This window comes from Acinetobacter sp. ACNIH2, assembly GCF_002934965.1.
GTDB lineage: Bacteria > Pseudomonadota > Gammaproteobacteria > Pseudomonadales > Moraxellaceae > Acinetobacter > Acinetobacter tandoii.
The window spans coordinates 944643-962902 of record NZ_CP026412.1 but is presented as its reverse complement, the minus strand read 5'-3'; the positions used below and the strand labels follow the sequence as shown (position 1 = coordinate 962902).

General features: G+C 41.2%; 15 protein-coding genes. 8 read left to right on the top strand and 7 right to left on the bottom strand.

All coding sequences use genetic code 11. The features are described 5' to 3' along the window. Window positions 1-17 precede the first annotated feature (17 nt). The 3 genes from C3F34_RS04465 to asd form a co-directional block, all read right to left on the bottom strand. Window positions 18-1331 (bottom strand): hypothetical protein, encoded by a 1314-nt coding sequence (locus C3F34_RS04465; RefSeq protein ID WP_104441134.1) that lies wholly within the window; start codon window positions 1329-1331, stop codon window positions 18-20. Window positions 1332-1398: 67 nt separating this feature from the next. Then, window positions 1399-2865: a hypothetical protein gene (locus C3F34_RS04460; protein WP_228155328.1), complete on the bottom strand. Its 1467-nt coding sequence runs from the start codon at window positions 2863-2865 to the stop codon at window positions 1399-1401. Between the two features lie 120 nt (window positions 2866-2985). After that, the gene (gene asd / locus C3F34_RS04455) at window positions 2986-4104 is read right to left on the bottom strand and encodes an aspartate-semialdehyde dehydrogenase (RefSeq protein ID WP_044740095.1); all 1119 of its coding nucleotides are present in this window, start codon (window positions 4102-4104) and stop codon (window positions 2986-2988) included. 188 nt (window positions 4105-4292) lie between these two features. Between asd and C3F34_RS04450 the strand changes: the two genes are divergently transcribed. Further along, window positions 4293-5411: an endonuclease/exonuclease/phosphatase family protein gene (locus C3F34_RS04450; protein ID WP_044740094.1), complete on the top strand. Its 1119-nt coding sequence runs from the start codon at window positions 4293-4295 to the stop codon at window positions 5409-5411. A 298-nt stretch (window positions 5412-5709) separates the two neighbouring features. Here the strand turns inward: C3F34_RS04450 and C3F34_RS04440 are convergent, their stop codons facing one another. The 3 genes from C3F34_RS04440 to C3F34_RS04430 form a co-directional block, all read right to left on the bottom strand. Continuing rightward, complete coding sequence (locus C3F34_RS04440; RefSeq protein WP_044740093.1) at window positions 5710-6816, bottom strand: glycosyltransferase family 4 protein; 1107 nt, start codon at window positions 6814-6816, stop codon at window positions 5710-5712. Between the two features lie 95 nt (window positions 6817-6911). Beyond that, on the bottom strand, window positions 6912-7847 hold the full coding sequence (gene lpxL / locus C3F34_RS04435; RefSeq protein WP_044740092.1) for an LpxL/LpxP family Kdo(2)-lipid IV(A) lauroyl/palmitoleoyl acyltransferase: 936 nt from the start codon (window positions 7845-7847) through the stop codon (window positions 6912-6914). A gap of 130 nt (window positions 7848-7977) precedes the next feature. Next, a complete protein-coding gene (locus C3F34_RS04430; RefSeq protein ID WP_104441132.1) occupies window positions 7978-8610 on the bottom strand; it encodes a LysE family translocator in 633 nt (210 codons plus the stop codon). 360 nt (window positions 8611-8970) lie between these two features. On the opposite strand from C3F34_RS04430, the gene C3F34_RS04425 reads away from it, so the two are divergent. After that, window positions 8971-9942 carry an acyltransferase family protein gene (locus C3F34_RS04425; RefSeq protein ID WP_104441131.1) on the top strand — a complete coding sequence of 324 codons (972 nt, stop codon included), beginning with the start codon at window positions 8971-8973 and terminating at the stop codon, window positions 9940-9942. 114 nt (window positions 9943-10056) lie between these two features. Here C3F34_RS04425 and C3F34_RS04420 read toward each other — a convergent pair whose 3' ends face one another. After that, window positions 10057-11967: an ATP-binding cassette domain-containing protein gene (locus C3F34_RS04420; RefSeq protein ID WP_104441130.1), complete on the bottom strand. Its 1911-nt coding sequence runs from the start codon at window positions 11965-11967 to the stop codon at window positions 10057-10059. Between the two features lie 33 nt (window positions 11968-12000). Here C3F34_RS04420 and C3F34_RS04415 point away from each other — a divergent pair, with 33 nt between their 5' ends. From C3F34_RS04415 to C3F34_RS04390, 6 genes are all read left to right on the top strand, one after another. After that, window positions 12001-12246, top strand: a complete 246-nt coding sequence (locus tag C3F34_RS04415) for a SlyX family protein (RefSeq protein WP_016168273.1) — start codon at window positions 12001-12003, stop codon at window positions 12244-12246. A gap of 132 nt (window positions 12247-12378) precedes the next feature. Beyond that, the gene (locus C3F34_RS04410; RefSeq protein WP_104441129.1) at window positions 12379-13371 is read left to right on the top strand and encodes a hypothetical protein; all 993 of its coding nucleotides are present in this window, start codon (window positions 12379-12381) and stop codon (window positions 13369-13371) included. A gap of 70 nt (window positions 13372-13441) precedes the next feature. Continuing rightward, the gene (locus tag C3F34_RS04405; protein WP_104441128.1) at window positions 13442-13891 is read left to right on the top strand and encodes an ammonium transporter; all 450 of its coding nucleotides are present in this window, start codon (window positions 13442-13444) and stop codon (window positions 13889-13891) included. Window positions 13892-13927: 36 nt separating this feature from the next. Next, entirely contained in the window at window positions 13928-16573 is a 2646-nt protein-coding gene (gene topA / locus C3F34_RS04400; protein WP_104441127.1) for a type I DNA topoisomerase, read from the top strand. Window positions 16574-16669: 96 nt separating this feature from the next. Continuing rightward, entirely contained in the window at window positions 16670-17473 is an 804-nt protein-coding gene (locus C3F34_RS04395) for an NYN domain-containing protein (RefSeq protein ID WP_104441126.1), read from the top strand. A 5-nt stretch (window positions 17474-17478) separates the two neighbouring features. Beyond that, window positions 17479-18237 carry a hypothetical protein gene (locus tag C3F34_RS04390; RefSeq protein ID WP_104441125.1) on the top strand — a complete coding sequence of 253 codons (759 nt, stop codon included), beginning with the start codon at window positions 17479-17481 and terminating at the stop codon, window positions 18235-18237. The last annotated feature ends 23 nt before the right edge of the window (window positions 18238-18260 follow it).

The following is an 18260-nucleotide window of genomic DNA, read 5'->3' as shown; positions in this document are numbered from 1 at the left end:
TAGTAGAGGGAAATGCTTTAAGATGCTATTTGATTCAGTAACTGTTCCGCGCGATGTTGTTGTTCCGTCGAAAATTTATCCGAATTTGCAGCCAAGAGTTGGCGGGCAGCCTCATAAGAACCAAATTGGATATATTGCTCGGCTAAATCGAGATCTAGCGTGGTTTCACTGATTTGACCGAGTTCAGGGAAAGACTGAACCAGTGGGTCTTGTAGATGAACATCTGCTTGTAAAGCAGGAGTCGTAAACTCAGTTGTTTCTGTAATGTCTTGAGGAATTGAATGTGCTGTTGCAAGATCAGTCTTTGGTGATTCTAAATCAAAGGAAATTGCTGGCGCTTCAGATTGAACCTCGATCTGTGATGTTGATTTATCGGCATTCGATTGTTCAAGATCAAAAGAAAATTTGAATTCTGGTTGATCTTCAGATTTCTCTGCTATTGGTGCCGTAACAGTTTCAACAACTGCTTCGGTTACTGGGGCTGGATCGAGATTAAAAGAAAACTCTAAATCTTTAAGCTCAGTAACGGGTAGTTCATTTTTATCTTGAACTTGAGCAGGTTCTTCAACTTGGGGTTTCAGCTCAACTAAATCATCAAATTTCAGAGAAGGAGCATCTGATTCTGGCGTCGCTTCTATGGTAGGTTCAATGATTTCAGGGCTTACATTGAAAGACTTAAACTCTAACGGCTTTTCTTCAACAGGAGTGGTGCTAGGTGTTTCCGCCTGCAACAAATCAAAAGAATTTGATGTTGTGACTTTATTTTCAATGAGTGCATCAAAATCTGATGCGTTTTGTGTAGCAGTGCTTGGTTCAGCATAGTTTGAAAGCGTTTGTGGCTGAAAGTCGATTGTATCTACCGATGAAAGATGCTCTTTTTCGTATTCAGCTTTTTTCTGTTCTGCTTGTGCTAGCGTTTCTTCAAGTTCAAGTGAACGAAGATGGTTGAAGAGTTGGCTAATCGCAAATTCATCTTTTTGTTCAAGATGAATATCCAATAACAATAAATAAAGTTCGTGTTGCGAATTATCTTTATTCAGTGCCTGATTAATTTGAGCTTCTGCTGCAAAGAAATTACGATCACGAATTTGCCCTTGAATTTGGCTACGTAATTCTTCACTGAGTGGAGTTTCCTGTTTCTTTTCAATAACAGGGTCTTCTACCACTTGAGCTTTTTGAGGGGCTTTCCGTTTATTTACAGGAGTTTTGGCTTTATTGCGAGCCGTTGCCGTCTTTTTTGGTGCCGTATCGGCTTCTTTACTAGCTTCGCGTTTTTTTAAAACAATTGCCACGACTAACAAAAGTATAAACGGAATCACATAAATCAGCATGTTTTACCCCTTATGAATCAAATGTATGTTTAATTCATTGATTCTAATATCAAAATTATATAACAATTTAGCTGTTTGGCTTTTTCTGTGCTTGTTGTGCTTTCAACTGTTGTTGCAATTGTGCAAGACGAGCATTTAATAATTGAAGTCTTTTGTCCTTTTGACGTAGAGCCAATTCCAGCTGAGTTACGTTTCTCTGTAATTTAACGGTTTTTTCCCGAGATGTCATAACTTTTAATGACAATTCATTTGATATTTGCTCATTCTCAGCTTTCTGCTTCGCCGTTCCATTGGTTGTATCAGGATGCTTTTCTGCCACCAAACTCATTTCTGCTTGATTCAGACGATATTTTGCTTTTCCAGATTGTTTTGTCATTGTGTTGGGTGGAGCCACAATTTTTTGTTGGGATTTATTGCTAGTATTGGTTTGTAAATTTAAAGTGACTCCACGACGTAATCGATTGATATCACCTTGAATAAAGGCGTGTGAATTTTGAGTTTTAATTTGCTGCATTACTTCGCCAATTGGTCGATTTTGCTCAGAAGCAACTCGTTGTGCAATTGCCCAAAGTGATTCATTATTTTGTACGATATGTTGATTTGGTTGAGCCTTTTTCACCTCAGCTGTTGTTGCCGCGGGAGTCGGTTTGATGGCTTGGGGTTTAGGCTCAGCAGGTAACTTTGGTGTTGACGGAGTTGCTGCTTTAGCCGTTGTAACAGCACTTTTATCCTCTTTTACACGGTTCTGATACTGCTGAACTTGAGGGTCAGATGACTGTTTTGCTGTTGCATTTACGGCATTTTTTACAATCGTTTTCGCTGGAGCTGTCGATTCAGTTTTAGTTTGCTCAATTCCCTTGGCTTTTTGTACTGGTGCACTTGCTGTATTGACACTAGAAACGACAATAGGGGCTTCATTTGACTCCGTTACCGCTGCCAATTTTGGCGGTTGTATCGTTTTAAGTTTAAGCGAATCAGCCGAATCGGACACTGGATTTAGTTGAGCTGCTTCAGCTGGCTTAAATTGAGTGCTGGTAGGCAAGTTGAGTGCAATATCCTTTTCACTCACGATCATGATCGGGCTGAGCACTTTTTCGTTGGCTTTGGCACTAAACATTGGTTTTGGCGCAGCTGTACGCTGAATGGGCGTGCGAATATGACGTAAATGTACTGCACTGCCTTCTTGAATACGTACCACGATATTCAGCTCAGATTCGGTCAATGGACGCGATGAAGTAATTGTAATAACGCCTTCACCTGAACTGTTTTGTCGAGAAAAGAAATTAAGATGCCCTGGAGGTTGATGAACAACACCTAAGGTATTGATATCTTCTGGTGTAGCTAGACTGACTTGAACAGGCTCATCGGTTTTTGCATGATGAAACGGAATTTCTGCGTACAGCAACTCCCCAGGCGCAGACTGGATTTGCAATGGATCAATACTAATTGCATGAAGGTTTTGCGATGCAATAATGGCAAGAATAGCAATTTTTAATTTGTTATATACAGTCATCTTAGTTTTGACTCTGGTCATATATTGCAACGAGAGAATTATACATTACCGAGATGTTGAGGAATTGTAAATGGATAACATTCGAGTTACATAAAAAGCCGATCATAATTGATCGGCTTTTGTTTGAAAATCTAAAAATGCTTATGCATTTTTAAAATCAATCAGAATACGGAGCATGCGACGTAGTGGCTCTGCAGCACCCCAAAGCAATTGATCACCCACAGTGAATGCACCGAGGTACTCTTTACCCATATTCAGTTTACGTAAACGGCCTACAGGAACGCTAAGTGTGCCTGTTACTGCAACAGGAGTCAGATCAGTCATTGATGCTTCACGCGTATTTGGAACGACTTTCGCCCATTGGTTCGCGCTACGTAATATATCTTCAATCTCATCCAGCGGTACGTCTTTTTTCAATTTCAACGTAAGTGCCTGTGAGTGACAACGCATTGCACCAATACGGACGCAGTGACCATCAATCGGAACAATCTGCTGATTGCCTAAGATTTTGTTGGTTTCAACTTGGCCTTTCCATTCTTCTTTCGATTGACCGCTTTCAAGCTGTTTATCGATATACGGAATGAGAGAACCCGCTAACGGTACGCCAAAGTTTGCAGATGGGAAACCTTCACCACGTTGTAATTCAGCAATTTTAGAGTCGATGTCTAAAATTGGAGAGCGTGGGTCATCTAATAAATCTTTGGTATTGTTATACAAGTAGCCCATACCTGTGATGAGTTCACGCATATTTTGCGCGCCAGCACCAGAAGCAGCTTGATAAGTCATCGAGGTTGCCCATTCCACAAGGTTATTTTGGAATAAGCCGCCTAAGCCCATGAGCATGAGCGAAACAGTACAGTTACCGCCAACAAATGTTTTAGTGCTATTCACTAAACCATCTTTAATCACGTTCATGTTGACAGGATCAAGCACGATGATGGCTTCATCTTCCATACGCAAGGTCGATGCAGCATCAATCCAATAGCCTTTCCAGCCTTCAGCTTTTAATTTTGGAAAGACTTCAGAGGTATAGTCACCACCTTGACAGGTAATAATGACATCCATTTGCTTCAGACTATTAATGTCTGATGCATCCATAAGTGCTGGGGCAGTCTTACCACCAAATGCAGGGGCTTCACCACCTGCATTACTGGTAGAAAAATAGAATGGCTCAAAGTGAGCAAAGTCATTCTCTTCAACCATACGTTGCATAAGGACGGAACCAACCATCCCGCGCCAACCGACCAGACCTACTTTCATGTCATTTTGCCTCGGTGCGTTAAAAATTTAAAAGGGGTTTGAGTGTATCAAAAGCGACCACAACTGCAAGCACTACATAAGTAAAACATCACTATAATTGAACGAAATAACTTGTTTATGATACATACAAAATTGATAAAGTTTGTCCAGACTTAGTTTATCAAACGGAAAAGATTGAGAAAAACAACATGATTTGGGTGGAAATCTTGGCAATCACGGTGGTGATGCTGACGTTTTGGTCATTGATTCCGCGTGATGAATGGTGGATTCGCGGAGCAGATTTTCCACGACTGCAAATTTTAGTACTGGGGCTTTTAGCCTTTATTTTACTGATTTTTTGGCCTAATCCTTGGGATTTACAGCGTGAGTTGATTTTGGTTGCGTTAATCGCAGCTTTGGCATATCAGTTAAAAATGGTATTGCCTTATACTTTTGTGTGGAAAAAACAGGTTCAGACTGTTTCTCACGAGCAATTGCAGCCAGAACGACAAATTTCATTATTGGTTTCGAATGTACTCACACCCAATACTCAACATCATTTACTCATTGAACAAATTAGCAAATTTAAGCCCGATCTGATTTTGACTTTGGAAACAGATCAGCATTGGCAACGGGCGCTACAGGTGCTTGAAGAGAGTTACCCCTATTGTGTCCCGATTCCGTTGGATAATTTGTATGGGATGCATTTGTATAGTCGCTTGAAACTCATTGATACAGAAGTCAAATTTATTTTAAGTGATGAAATTCCTTCAATTCATACCACGGTACTACTGCCTTCGGGACAGCCAGTACAGTTGTATTGTTTACACCCTAAACCACCTAGTCCGACGGAAGCCAAAGATTCAACGTTAAGAGATGCTGAATTGTTGATTGTGGGTGATCAAATTAAAGAACTGGATCAAAGTTGTATTGTCATGGGGGATTTGAACGATGTGGCTTGGTCACGAACGACACGTCTATTTCAACGAATCAGTGGCTTACTCGATCCGCGAGTTGGACGACATTATGTGAATACTTTTCATGCCGATTATCCTTTTTTACGCTGGTCTCTAGATCATGTATTTCACAGTACCGATTTTGCTCTCATTCAAATGCAGCGTTTACCGCATATAGGTTCAGATCATTTTCCAATCTATGTCAAATTACAAACGGGGCGTGTATTTGAGCAACAGCAAGAGGAATTGGAGCAAACGGATGCAGATGAACAAGAAGCTCAGGCTGCAATACAAGAAGGAATTGAAAAAGCGGAGCGTGAAGAAAAAATAGTGACAGATGAAATTGCACAGGATTATAAAAATGAGAAATAGTAGGCAAACTAAATAAAAAATTGTGTACGAAATTGCTTACAAAGGTTTCGGTCTCTGACGAATGGTAGAACTTTCAGAATTCTTTTATTCTTACTCCATCAGCACAAGGAACAGGGAACGGAACATCCCGCTAAGGAAGACGACGCTGAAGGAAAATCATCACGGAAATGATGGCTGGTTAGGATGACCAAACACTAAAACAAAAATTATGATTGAAAGCACAACCTCATATACCCGAGTTTTGCAGGAAGCAGAACTCGGGTTATGTGTTTTAAGATACTCGAAATTTATTTAAAAATTATGACGAACTTACTATACGTTGATAGAGTGCTAAAGTCTGATCACACATGTCTTGTAAGCTAAATTGCGTGACAGGAGCCACATGTTGAGGCTGTTCAATGTGATGTTGGACGACACGAATAAGTTCAGCTTGGTCATCTACAGGAATAAGGCCTTGTGGATATACCGAAGATAAAATTTCAGCAACTCCACCTCTTTTCCAGCCAATCACGGGTGTGCCTACTGACAAAGCTTCTAAAGCTGTACGTCCAAAGGTTTCTGCCTGATTAGACAAAGACAAGACTACATCGCTGTAAGCAAGCCATTCACGAATATCGGAGCGATGACCAACAAAGGTAATCTGATGTTCTAAGCCCCGACTTTGTATATTGCGTTGCAATTCATCTAAATAAGCTGCTTTTTTAGGGTCAGCTCCGCCAACCACAATTGCATGGAGATAGGGAAACTGAGTATGTAATTGTTGTATCAATTCAATTAATGTTTCATGTCCTTTCAGCCGCGTAATACGACCAGGTAAACATAAGAGAAACTTATGCTCGAGCTGAGGAAAGTCTTTTAAAGTTTGTTGAATCCACTGTACTGATGGTTGATACCCATGCGGGAATGCTTTGGAGTCGATACCACGGTAAATACGCACAATATCTTGTGGGGGACAATTTTTATAATGTTCTGTGATGTATTGCACCACACTGTCCGAAACCGCAATGACTTTCTCTGCTTGCGTCATAATTGCACTATAACGATTAATCGAATAGAAACCGTGTACAGTGCTAATCAGATGCGGGCGTTGTGAAGCAGGAATGCCTTTTAAAGCAAAATGCGTCAACCATGCAGGAACGCGTGAGCGGACATGCACAATATCGGGGCGGTGCTGTTGAATAAGTTGGCGTAATGGACGAATCTGCCACAGACTTGATAGTGATTTTTTGTGAATCGGCAGGGTTAAATGGGTAGAACCCTCCGCTTCAAGCTGTGCCACCATTCGCCCACCATTGGAAACGACTAATGATTCATGCCCTTGCTGAATGAGCGCTTTAGCAATTTCGAGTGTGCCACGTTCAACACCACCACTATTCAGTTCAGGAAGAAGCTGCATCACTTTCATTGAGTTTTTATCCTTATGTGTTCTGTTGTGCCGTTCGAGTCACGTATAAAATAAAATTTAGAGCAGGAAATAACATTTCTAGCCAAGATCAACTATCAATAAATTTTTTCATAGCCTTCTGGGCGGGTTTTAAAACGACGGTGAAACCACATGTATTGGGTCGGTGCAATTCGAAGCTGACGTTCAATAATTTGATTAACGCGTGTTGCATCGTCCACTTCATCTTCACTTGGCAAGTTGTCCACCATAGGTTCAATTAATAGATGATATTTGGGATTGGCCACATCACCATGACGGTAGAAATATAGGGGCACAGCAACGGCTTTAGAGATTTTTAATAAACGTCGATGTGCTGTAACAGTTGCGGCGGGCACCCCAAAAAAGGGAGCCATAACCCCTTGTTTTAAACCAAAATCTTGGTCTGGACTATACCAAATGGCATGTCCATTTTTTAAGTTGCGAATCAGACCGCGCATATCATCATGGTCAATTTGATTGGCATAAATCGTGGCACGACAACGATAAATCAGCATGTCTAACAAAGGGTTATTTTGTGGACGATACACCACATCGGGTTCAAAATATTGTGCACATAAATAACCACCTGCATCTAATAAGGTGGAATGAGTGCCGAGCAGTAAGACGCCTTTACCCGCTGCTTGTGCGGTTTGGATATGCTCTAAACCTTCAATAGTGACTCGATTTTTAAACCATTGTGGGCAGTACCAAGCATTTAGTGTTTCAAAAACCCCAAGCATTTGATCAACAAAGACCTGACGAGCATTGTCTTGGACTTGTTCTGGACTCCATTCTGGAAAACAGACTTCTAAATTGCGCAGCGTAGTTTTACGGCGGGATTTCAGTTTAGTAAATGCTAGATTTCCAAGAAAAGTGGCTAAGCGATATTGAATTGCCCACGGCAAAATTGCCAGTATCATTAAGAAAACGATGCCAAGCCAAATTCCCCAATATTTAGGATGGAGGAATGACCATTGAAATTCACCCGGTGTATAGGTCTGTGCTTGGCTCATAACGATATAATTAGTTTGAAAAAGTGAAGACTGTGCAAAGTGTAGCATGAACTGATTTGGTCAAGGTTATCCACGCTAAAAATCAGGATCAACCTTGTCCGTCACCATCTGCTGGTTTGGGTATGGCAGTCTAACGACGACTTTCCAGAAGAATGCGTACTGCAAGCCCAGCGAGAACTGTGCCCATGAGCCAACGCTGAACATTTGCCCAAAGTGGTTTTCGCTGTAGAAAAAGTGCAATGCTGCCAGCAGAAAAAACAATAACGGCATTTACTGAAACACTGACAAAAATTTGGATCGTACCGAGTTGAATAGACTGCGCTAAAATACTGCCTTGCTGTGGGTGAATAAACTGTGGCAATAAAGACAAATACATAATCGCAATTTTAGGATTCAGCAAACTGGTGAAAAAGCCCATTAAAAATAATTTTAACGGGGAATCGAAAGATAAATCTTTGAGACTAAAAACAGGAGCTGCATTAGGGCGTAAAGCTTTCCATGCCAACCAGAGTAAATAGACAGCCCCTACAATACGAATCGTGTCATAAGCATATGGAACTGCCACAATGAGCGCTGTGATCCCAAAAGAAGCACAGAGCATGTATAAGACAAAGCCCAGTGCTACGCCGCCTAAAGAAATGAAACCTGCTGTTTTTCCTTGAGAAATTGAACGTGAAATGAGGTAAATCATATTCGGGCCAGGGGTGAGGACCATTGCGAGGCTCACCAAAGCAAATGCGAAAATTTGTGACAAATCCAACATGATCAAAGGCCCAGTTATTCTTATGTTGATAGGTATAGCATATTGCTGTTGATAAATCTGATTTGAGCAGCGAAAGGTTTGCTTTAACAGCTTCAATTTTCATGAAGACCGTAAAAGATTATAAATTTAATATTTTCTACCTTTAGATTTTCTATTTTTACTGAATGAGGTGAATCCAATTGGGGGACCTGTACTTTTTTTGCTGAGCTATTCTCTTGAAATTTGGCTTAGTCTTAATGGGTTGTGCGATGGAAAAAAAGGAATCTACTTTATCCCCAATGATTAAAGCTTATGGATGTGAAGCAACTTAAAACGGTGGTGTTAGACTAGGGATATATTTCTGATTGATGGCATTTATAGATGAGAAGCCATGCGATTGATACTGCAAAAGCAGGTCTAATTTTTCTGGTGGTGTTGGGGCACTTTCTAGAGCGGATGATTGGTTGGTCACAAGCAACTAGCCAGTTATTGCTTGAAACCATTTATGCCATACATATGCCTGCTTTTATTTTTATTTCAGGTATGTTGTATAAAGATAAAAATTGGTCGAAAAACATCCTCTTTTTTATTGCACTCTATGTCCCCTTCCAACTGTTGTATTTGGCATCGGATGCTTTGATGTCTGGACAATGGCACATTAGCCTGTTTGAACGACCCTATTGGCTGATGTGGTATCTGGTGGGGATGATGGTTTGGACGCTATTTATGCATGTGTTCCATGCAAACCATTTTGTGCTTGTACTTGCGGTACTGATTGCTTTAGGGATTGGTTTTTCCCCGTGGAATAACTATGCCTACTCAATTGGACGAATCTGTGTCTTTTTGCCTTTTTTCGTTTTAGGTTACCGATATGGTCAGTCCATCATGCAAAAGTTACAACAGCAAAGTCATGCGCTGTTGTGGGCAAGTCTGAGCCTCGCTTTTATGATGTGTATCTTGTATTGGACCCATTTAAGTCAATTCTGGTGGTACGGCAGTTTAAGTTATACCCAACTCAAAGTTGAGCTATGGCAGGGAAGTGTAATTCGTCTGATGTGCTTTATGTTATCCAGTTGGGGGGTGCTGACGCTGTTGGCATTATTTCAGGATTTGGGAACACGTTTCATGCGCTTGGGACAAAATACTTTGCCTGTGTATTTGTTACATGGTTTTGTGGTGATTTGGCTGGCACGAATGATTCAGCTCAATTTGCCTGTGGCAGTGGAAATATTGATTTGTGTGGTGCTGTCAATTTTGACCTGTTGGTTGCTACAACAACGGATTTTTGATCAGACGATCCGCCAATTATCACAGTGGTTGCTGCGACCTACAGGTAAATTGTGGCAGAAATAACCGAGTCGTCGACTGTTGCTTGATTGAATTTCAAGTGTTGTTGGTACAAACAGAGAATATAAAAAAAGCCCGATTGGCTGAATGACTCAACCAATCGGGCGATTGAAAGTTAAATTAGTTCCCTTTGCTGAGGTTTTCTAATTCATCCCAACGTTCCAGTTTTTCAAGTAACTGTTCTTCAATTTCAGCCAGACGCTGTGACGCTTGAGTTGCGGCATTGGCATCTGAAACAAACCAAGAACCGTCTGCTAACTTGTCTGAAAGTTGGGTTTGTTCCATCTCGAGTTTTTCAATCTCAGCGGGGAGTTGTTCTAACTCTCGTTGATCTTTATAGCTCAACTTCACCTTTTTCGGTGCAGACGTTGCCGCTGCGGCAGCCGCTTCAGCTTTGGCCTGTGCTTTTTTTACATCGCTTTTTTGATCAACTACTTTTTGATCAGGGCGCTGTTCCAAGTAATCTTGATATCCGCCAATGTATTCATCAATGTTACCTTTGCCGTCAAACACCCAAGTTGAAGTCACAACGTTATCCATAAAGGCACGGTCATGTGAGATCAACAGTAAAGTGCCTTTATATTCAGACAACATTTCTTCTAACAGTTCTAAAGTCACCATATCCAAATCATTGGTTGGCTCATCCATCACGATTAAATTGGATGGTTTTAGTAACAATTTGGCTAATAGAATGCGGTTTCTTTCACCACCTGAAAGTGCTTTAACTGGCGTACGGGCACGTTCAGGTGAGAATAAAAAGTCTTGTAAATAACTGTAGATATGACGACGGTTACCATTCACATCGACAAAATCAGAACCTTCCGACACGTTTGCCATGACGGTTTTTTCAAGGTCAAGTGCGTTACGTAATTGGTCAAAATAGGCAATCTCAAGCTGGGTTCCTGTTTTGACAGAACCCCCATGTTCAATTTCACCTAAAATGGCTTTGATCAAGGTGGTTTTTCCGACCCCGTTATCACCAACTAAACCGATACGATCCCCACGCATGACCAGTGCCGAGAAATCCTTGATCAGCGGTTTGGCATCGTAAGAAACACTGAGGTGTTTAATATCAAAGACCAGTTTTCCAGAACGATTAGCATCTTGGGTGGCCATGCTGACTTTGCCTTGCTGGAAGCGACGCGCTTTAGATTCTTCACGCAGCGCTTTTAAGGCACGAACACGACCTTCATTACGCGTACGACGCGCCTTAATGCCTTGGCGAATCCATGCTTCTTCTTCTGCTAAGCGTTTATCAAATAAAGCATTTTGCTTTTCTTCGGCTTCCATTTGCTGTGCTTTAAGATCGAGGTAGCGTGAGTAGTTACCTTCGTAGCTGCGTAATGTGCCACGATCTAGTTCGACAATACGGGTGGCAATACTGTCTACAAATGAGCGGTCATGCGAAATAAACAATAAAGTTAAATTGTTTTGATCGAGTAAGAATTTCTCTAACCATTCAATGCTTTCCACATCTAGATGGTTGGTCGGTTCGTCTAGAAGTAAGACATCGGGCTGAGTAAGTAAGGCACGTGCTAATAGGACACGACGCTTACGTCCACCCGATAAATCAGCCAAATCTGCATTTGGGTCAAGTCCCATTTTGCTTAGAATAGAATTAACTTTATTTTCTAACGCCCAACCATCAAGTTGATCTAACTTGTGTTGCAAATTGCCCATGTGATCACAAGCGTTCATATCACCTAAGATGCAGGCATCACTCGCTTCATGGTATGCTTTAAGCACAGTCGCAGCTTCACCTGCACCCTCTGCTACGATGTCTGCAACTTTGCCAGAGTCCATAGGAACGTCTTGTGCCAACATGGACACGGTCAAACCATTCTGAATGGAGACTTCGCCAGAATCGGGAAGTAAACTGCCTTCAATCAGTTTAAGTAGCGTCGACTTACCTTCACCATTACGGCCAATCAAACACACTCGTTCGCCACGTTCTAGGTTAAAATTCGCGCCGTCGAGTAGGGCAGGTCCACCAAATGCAAGTTGGACATCCCTTAACGTAATATAGGCCATAATGTTTCCTGAAATCTCAAATGAGGACTTTAAATGACTAAACAACAAAATCTAGATAATCACGCGTCATTTTCCGCACCCATTGAAGATTTGCAAGTCCGAATTGCATTTTTAGATGATTTAGTTGAACAGTTAAATGAACAAGTGATTCGCCAAAATGCCGAAATCGCTGATTTAAAAAAACAAATGCAGCTTCTTTATCAACGGGTAGAATCTGCTGATTTATCTGAAGGGATCGAAGCTTTTGACCCTTTAAGCAATAGACCACCGCACTATTGATCTAGTTGGGACGCTTGATTGGCATGGTTTATTCTTGTATCTCCAACAAGAGAGAGATGGGCTAGGCTTGACCTTTTGCCCGCTTCCCGTTCTAATGCACGCTCTTTGCTTATCTCTCATGATTTTGTATTTATGTCTGCTAAAGCGGTTTTGTTCGATCTAGAAAATAATATGCCAACGGCAAAAATGCTACGCGATTTGGTGCAGCATTATCCGACGTTGTATTTGTTTAATTGCAAAGGGCAGTTTGCGTATACGCTGGAAGATCTGACTGAATTTGCGATGTGGGTCAATACAGGGCAAGTGGTGATTTTAGACACCGCTCAAGCTAAAGAGAAAGAGTTTGAATATGCGGTAGTCGTTGGGCAGTTAATGGCTTTACTCGAACCCGACACCCATGTAGAAGTCATTTCGGCAGCAAAAACCAGTGCTATTTTAATTGAATTAATGCGCGGGTCGGCACTGACTTGTAGCTTGACTCTAATTCAAGATGCAGCTGAAATTAGCAAACCCAAATATAAAATTCCAAGCTTAGATGTCATTCAACGTAAACCGTACTTAAAAATGGTGAAGCAGTATTGTGATGCTTTGGCAAACATGTCAGGCAAACCCAATACAGTGGATGCATTAAAAAATTCTGTCATGAACATTCTTCAGCTAGTGCCAGAGAAAGCGCAGCACGTGGTCGGTATGTTGATTAACCTGAAAATCGTCAAACGTTATGATGAGCAGATTAACTTTCGTAAGAAAGTATTAAAGCAGTGGGCGCAGCTACATCTTGAACAAGACCAAGCAGAGTTGGTGCCCTCAACCAACCTAGCGCAAGCAGTAGAGCAGTTACAGATTTCGGCCGAATTACCCTCTGCGGAACCAGATTTGCAAAAGGCACAAGATGCTTTGTTTAAAGATTTTGGAAAAATTGACCCTGTACAGCTTGAAGTGGCGAAAAAGCTACGCGAATTGAAAAATGATAAGCCGAAAGACATCTACGCCTTACGTGATTTATTAGAGCAAATGTTTCCCAAAGCGGATGTACGTTTGTTACTCAAAGAGTTGATTGAGAAAGGTTATATTTATTGGAACGGACATGAAGTCTTATATAGTCATGAAATGTTCCTAAATTAATTTCATCGTTCCAACTTGCGTTTTATATTGTGCTTATGCAACTCTAATAAAAGACAAAAAAGGTTTTGCTATGGAAAATACAGGAATTTGGGTTGCTGTTGTCATTATGGTATTTGTGCTCGGGTCAATTTTAGGACTCCGTGTTAGCCCTAGAGAAAAAGCATTGGGCATAATGCGCGAAAGGGCACGAAAAATGGGGTTACACCCACGTTTAGTGGCAGCACCAGATTGGACTAAAATTCCGTTGGCATCTTCAAATCGTGCCAGTATGGTCGCGTATTATAGTGTCCTGATTCCAGATGCACGTTTGCCGCTGATGCGTGCCCGTGTTGAAGATCAACAGCTCAAGTTAGTGCATGGTGATGAAAAATTTAATAATTTTCCAATTGCATTAAAGGGCATTTATGCTATTGATATGCAGGCAAACTGTGTAGGACTCTATTGGGATGAAGAAGCTGATTTAAAAGCAACCCAATTAGAAGATATCAAAGCATATTTACATGCTTTGGCTGAACTTTAATTTTAAGATTTACTGAAATAGGAAAAACGGTTAACTATGGCGAATGCTCCTCGATCCACATCCAAAAGCACAACAGCAAAAGCTTCTGATGCTGGGAATAAACGTGCCTTAGTGATTGTGGAGTCGCCTGCAAAAGCGAAAACAATCAACAAATATTTAGGTTCAAATTACATTGTAAAATCCTCTGTAGGTCATGTACGTGACTTGCCTACGGGTGGTTCAGGTAAAACTGCGGATAAAAAAACCACAGCAACTCGCACCAAATTGACCGAAGCACAAAAAGCGGAGAAAGCACAACAAGCTTTGGTTAACCGTATGGGGGTTGATCCTGAACATGACTGGAAGGCACATTATGAAGTGCTACCAGGCAAAGAAAATGTGGTCGCTGAATTAAAAAAACTGGCATCGCAAGTCGATGAAGTTTATCTCGCAACGGACTTGGACCGTGAAGGAGAAGCGATTGCTTGGCATTTAAAAGAAGTGATTGGCGGTGATGATTCGCGTTATCAGCGTGTGGTATTTAACGAGATTACCAAAAATGCCATTCAAGAAGCCTTTAAGCATCCAGCACGTTTAGACACCAATAAAGTCAATGCACAACAGGCGCGTCGTTTCCTTGACCGTGTGGTTGGCTTTATGATTTCTCCTTTATTGTGGGAGAAAATTGCCCGTGGTTTATCTGCAGGACGCGTTCAGTCTGTAGCCGTCAAACTGGTGGTAGAACGTGAGCGTGAAATTCGTGCCTTTGTTCCTGAAGAATATTGGCAGGTGTTTGCAGACACCAAATCTTCAAGCGATGAAATTCGTTTAGAAGCGGTGAAGCAAGCAGGTAAGACGCTCAAATTACGCAATAAAGCAGAAACTGATGCTTTATTGAAAATTTTGAAAGATGCCGATTATAAAGTTTCAGCACGTGAAGATAAACCGACCAAGGTCAATCCAAGTGCGCCCTATATCACCTCGACTTTACAGCAAGCAGCCAGCACGCGTTTAGGTTTTTCAGTCAAGAAAACCATGATGTTGGCGCAGCGTTTGTATGAAGCAGGTTTTATTACCTATATGCGTACGGACTCTACTTTTTTAAGTGACGATGCGGTGAATATGGTGCGTCACCATATTGAAACTGAGTTTGGCGGAAAATACCTTCCTGCGAAACCAAATCGTTATGGCAATAAAGCGGGTGCACAAGAAGCGCATGAAGCGATTCGTCCATCCAATGTCGGTTTAAAAGGCGATAGTTTGGTGGGTGTAGAGCGTGATGCACAGCGTTTGTATGATCTGATCTGGCGTCAGTTTGTGGCATGTCAGATGACACCTGCTGAATATTTATCTTCCACAATTTTGGTCGATGCCAATGGTGTTGAACTGAAAGCCAAAGGTCGTACCTTGGTGTTTGATGGCTTTACCAAAGTTCGTGGTCAAAATAAATCTGATGATGATGTGCTCTTGCCTGCGGTGAAAGTGGGTGAGGTATTGAATCTAGAAAAACTCGATCCTTCACAGCATTTTACTAAGCCACCTGCGCGTTTTACTGAAGCGTCGTTGGTGAAAGAGCTTGAGAAAAAGGGTATTGGGCGACCATCAACTTATGCTGCAATTATTTCGACTATTCAAGACCGTGGTTATGTGAAACTGGAAAACCGTCGTCTATATGCAGAAAAAATGGGTGAGATTGTTACTGATCGCTTGGATGAAAGTTTCAATAACCTCATGAACTATGACTTTACTGCGGACTTGGAAGGTCAGCTGGATAAAGTAGCTGATGGTGAACGTAATTGGAAAGAGTTACTTGACAGCTTCTATGGCGATTTCAAAACGCGTCTGACCAATGCACAAGGTGAAAGTGGTATGCGCCGCAATCAACCTGTAGAAGTGGATGCAGTACATTGTCCAGAATGTTCTCGACCAATGCAGATTCGTACAGGCACGACAGGTGTCTTCTTGGGCTGTTCAGGCTATAACTTGCCACCGAAAGAACGCTGTAAAGGTACACTGAACTTAACGCCTGTGGAATCTTTGGCTGCACTTTCTGATGATGATTCTGCAGAAACAGCAGATTTGATGTCGAAAAAACGCTGCCCGATTTGTGGCACTGCAATGGACAGTTACGTGATTGATGGTGGTCGTAAACTGCATATTTGCGGTAATAACCCTGATTGTACTGGTTTTGAACTAGAAGAAGGTGAGTTCAAAATCAAAGGTTATGATGGTCCAACCATTCCATGTGACAAATGTGATGGCGAAATGCAACTCAAGACAGGTCGTTTTGGACCGTACTTTGCTTGCATGAGTTGTGACAATACCCGAAAGGTATTGAAAAGCGGTCAGCCTGCGCCACCGCGTGTCGATCCAATCAAAATGGAACACTTGCGTTCCGCCAAGCACGATGATTTCTTTGTATTACGTGATGGGGCAGCAGGTCTATTTTTAGCAGCGAGCAAATTCCCGAAAATCCGTGAAACGCGTGCGCCAAAAGTGTCCGAGTTACGTTCTGTTGCTGATCAACTTGATCCAAAATACCAATTTATTTTGCAAGCGCCCGATGTTGACCCAGAAGGCAATCCAACCTTGGTAAAATTTAGCCGTAAGAACCAAGCACAATATATTGGTTCGGAAACGCCTGAAGGAAAACAGACCAAATGGTCGTTGGTTTTCCAAGATGGGAAGTGGGTTGAAGCTTAATCACATCAATACTTGAATAGAAATGCTCACTTTGGTGGGCATTTTTTATGTCACAATGATTTATATAAGAAAGTAATATTATTTTTTGGGGGAGTTGTGGACATTCAAACGAAAAAGTTTGCCGTATTAATTGATGCAGATAATTCATCTATTAGTGCCATTTCATCTGTTTTGGAAGAAGTCGCTAAATATGGGATTGCGAGTGTTAAGCGAGTCTATGGGGATTGGAGTAATGAAACGCTGAAGAAATGGAGAGATGTTTTATTACCTCATGCAATTACTCCCGTTCAGCAATTTGCTTATACAAAAGGTAAAGATGCGACGGATATGATTTTAATTATTGATGCAATGGACTTACTGTATGCAGGTGCATTAGATGGTTTTTGCATTGTATCTAGTGACAGTGACTTTACACCTTTAGCATCGCGTATTCGTGAAAATGGTTTAAGCGTTTATGGCTTTGGTAAAAAATCTACACCAGAAGCCTTTAGAAAGGCTTGTGATAAATTTATTTTTATTGAAAATTTGATTTCGGAAAATGAACTTAAAAATTCAGAAGATGAAGAAGTAACGAACGCACAGGTCAGAAAAATATTCGATTCTAGTAAAACATCTGATTCAAAACTTGCGAATCAATTGAAAGATAATATCGTGATAGATGTTATGGATCGTGGCACTTTGAACCTGATTTATAAAGCAGTAAAAGACAATGCCGATGAGAATGGGTGGGCAAATTTAGGTATGGTTGGGCTATATATTAGTGCGGTGAAACCAGATTTTGATTCTCGCAATTATGGTAGAGCAAAACTCTCAGGTTTAATTAAAACATTAAATCTTTTTGAAACAAAAGTAGAAATGAGTCAAATGTATTTAAGAAAAATGAAGAAGCAGAGTGCTTAAAAGAAATGTGGAAAAAAATTAGAATCTTGTGCTTATTGCTGATTTTGCTAATTGTGGCGGTAAACGCTTGGCGTGATCAAAATCAGAACTGGGATAAACCGATTATTGTATTGCTGCATCCTATTAATGCCGATGATCAAGCCAGTACACAACAGTATATTCAACAATTATCTTTAAGTGATCTTGCGGCTGTGCAGCCTTATCTCCAGCAAATGTCAGCACATTATCGTGGTCAACCTATACACGTTTATTTAAATTTAGGACGTGAATTAACCCAAAAACCACCAAAGGTACCAGAGCAGGCGAACATGCTCGATATCATATTGTGGAGTCTAAAATTCCGCTTTTATGATTGGCAACAGCACGAGCGCAGTGATGGTAGTTCTGCAGTCACGCTGTATTTAAATTATTACGATCCTGAACGTACGCGTGAATTAAAACACTCTACTGCTTTGGAAAAAGGCCGTATTGGTGCAGTGAATTTGTATGCCAGTAAAAAACAAAATGAGCAGAATCAAATTGTTTTGGTACATGAGCTATTACATGCCTTTGGTGCAACCGATAAATATGACGCTGCGACAGGACAACCGCTCTATCCTCAAGGCTATGCTTATCCGAAACAACAGCCTTTATTTCCACAAGCCAAAGCAGAGTTAATGGCGGGGCATATTCCTGTTTCTGCCGATAAAAGTAAAATGCCAGATCGTTTACAAGATACATTACTCAACGAAATTACAGCGCTGGAAATTGGTTGGATCAAATAAAGCTGTGTATAAGTGCTTTTTTA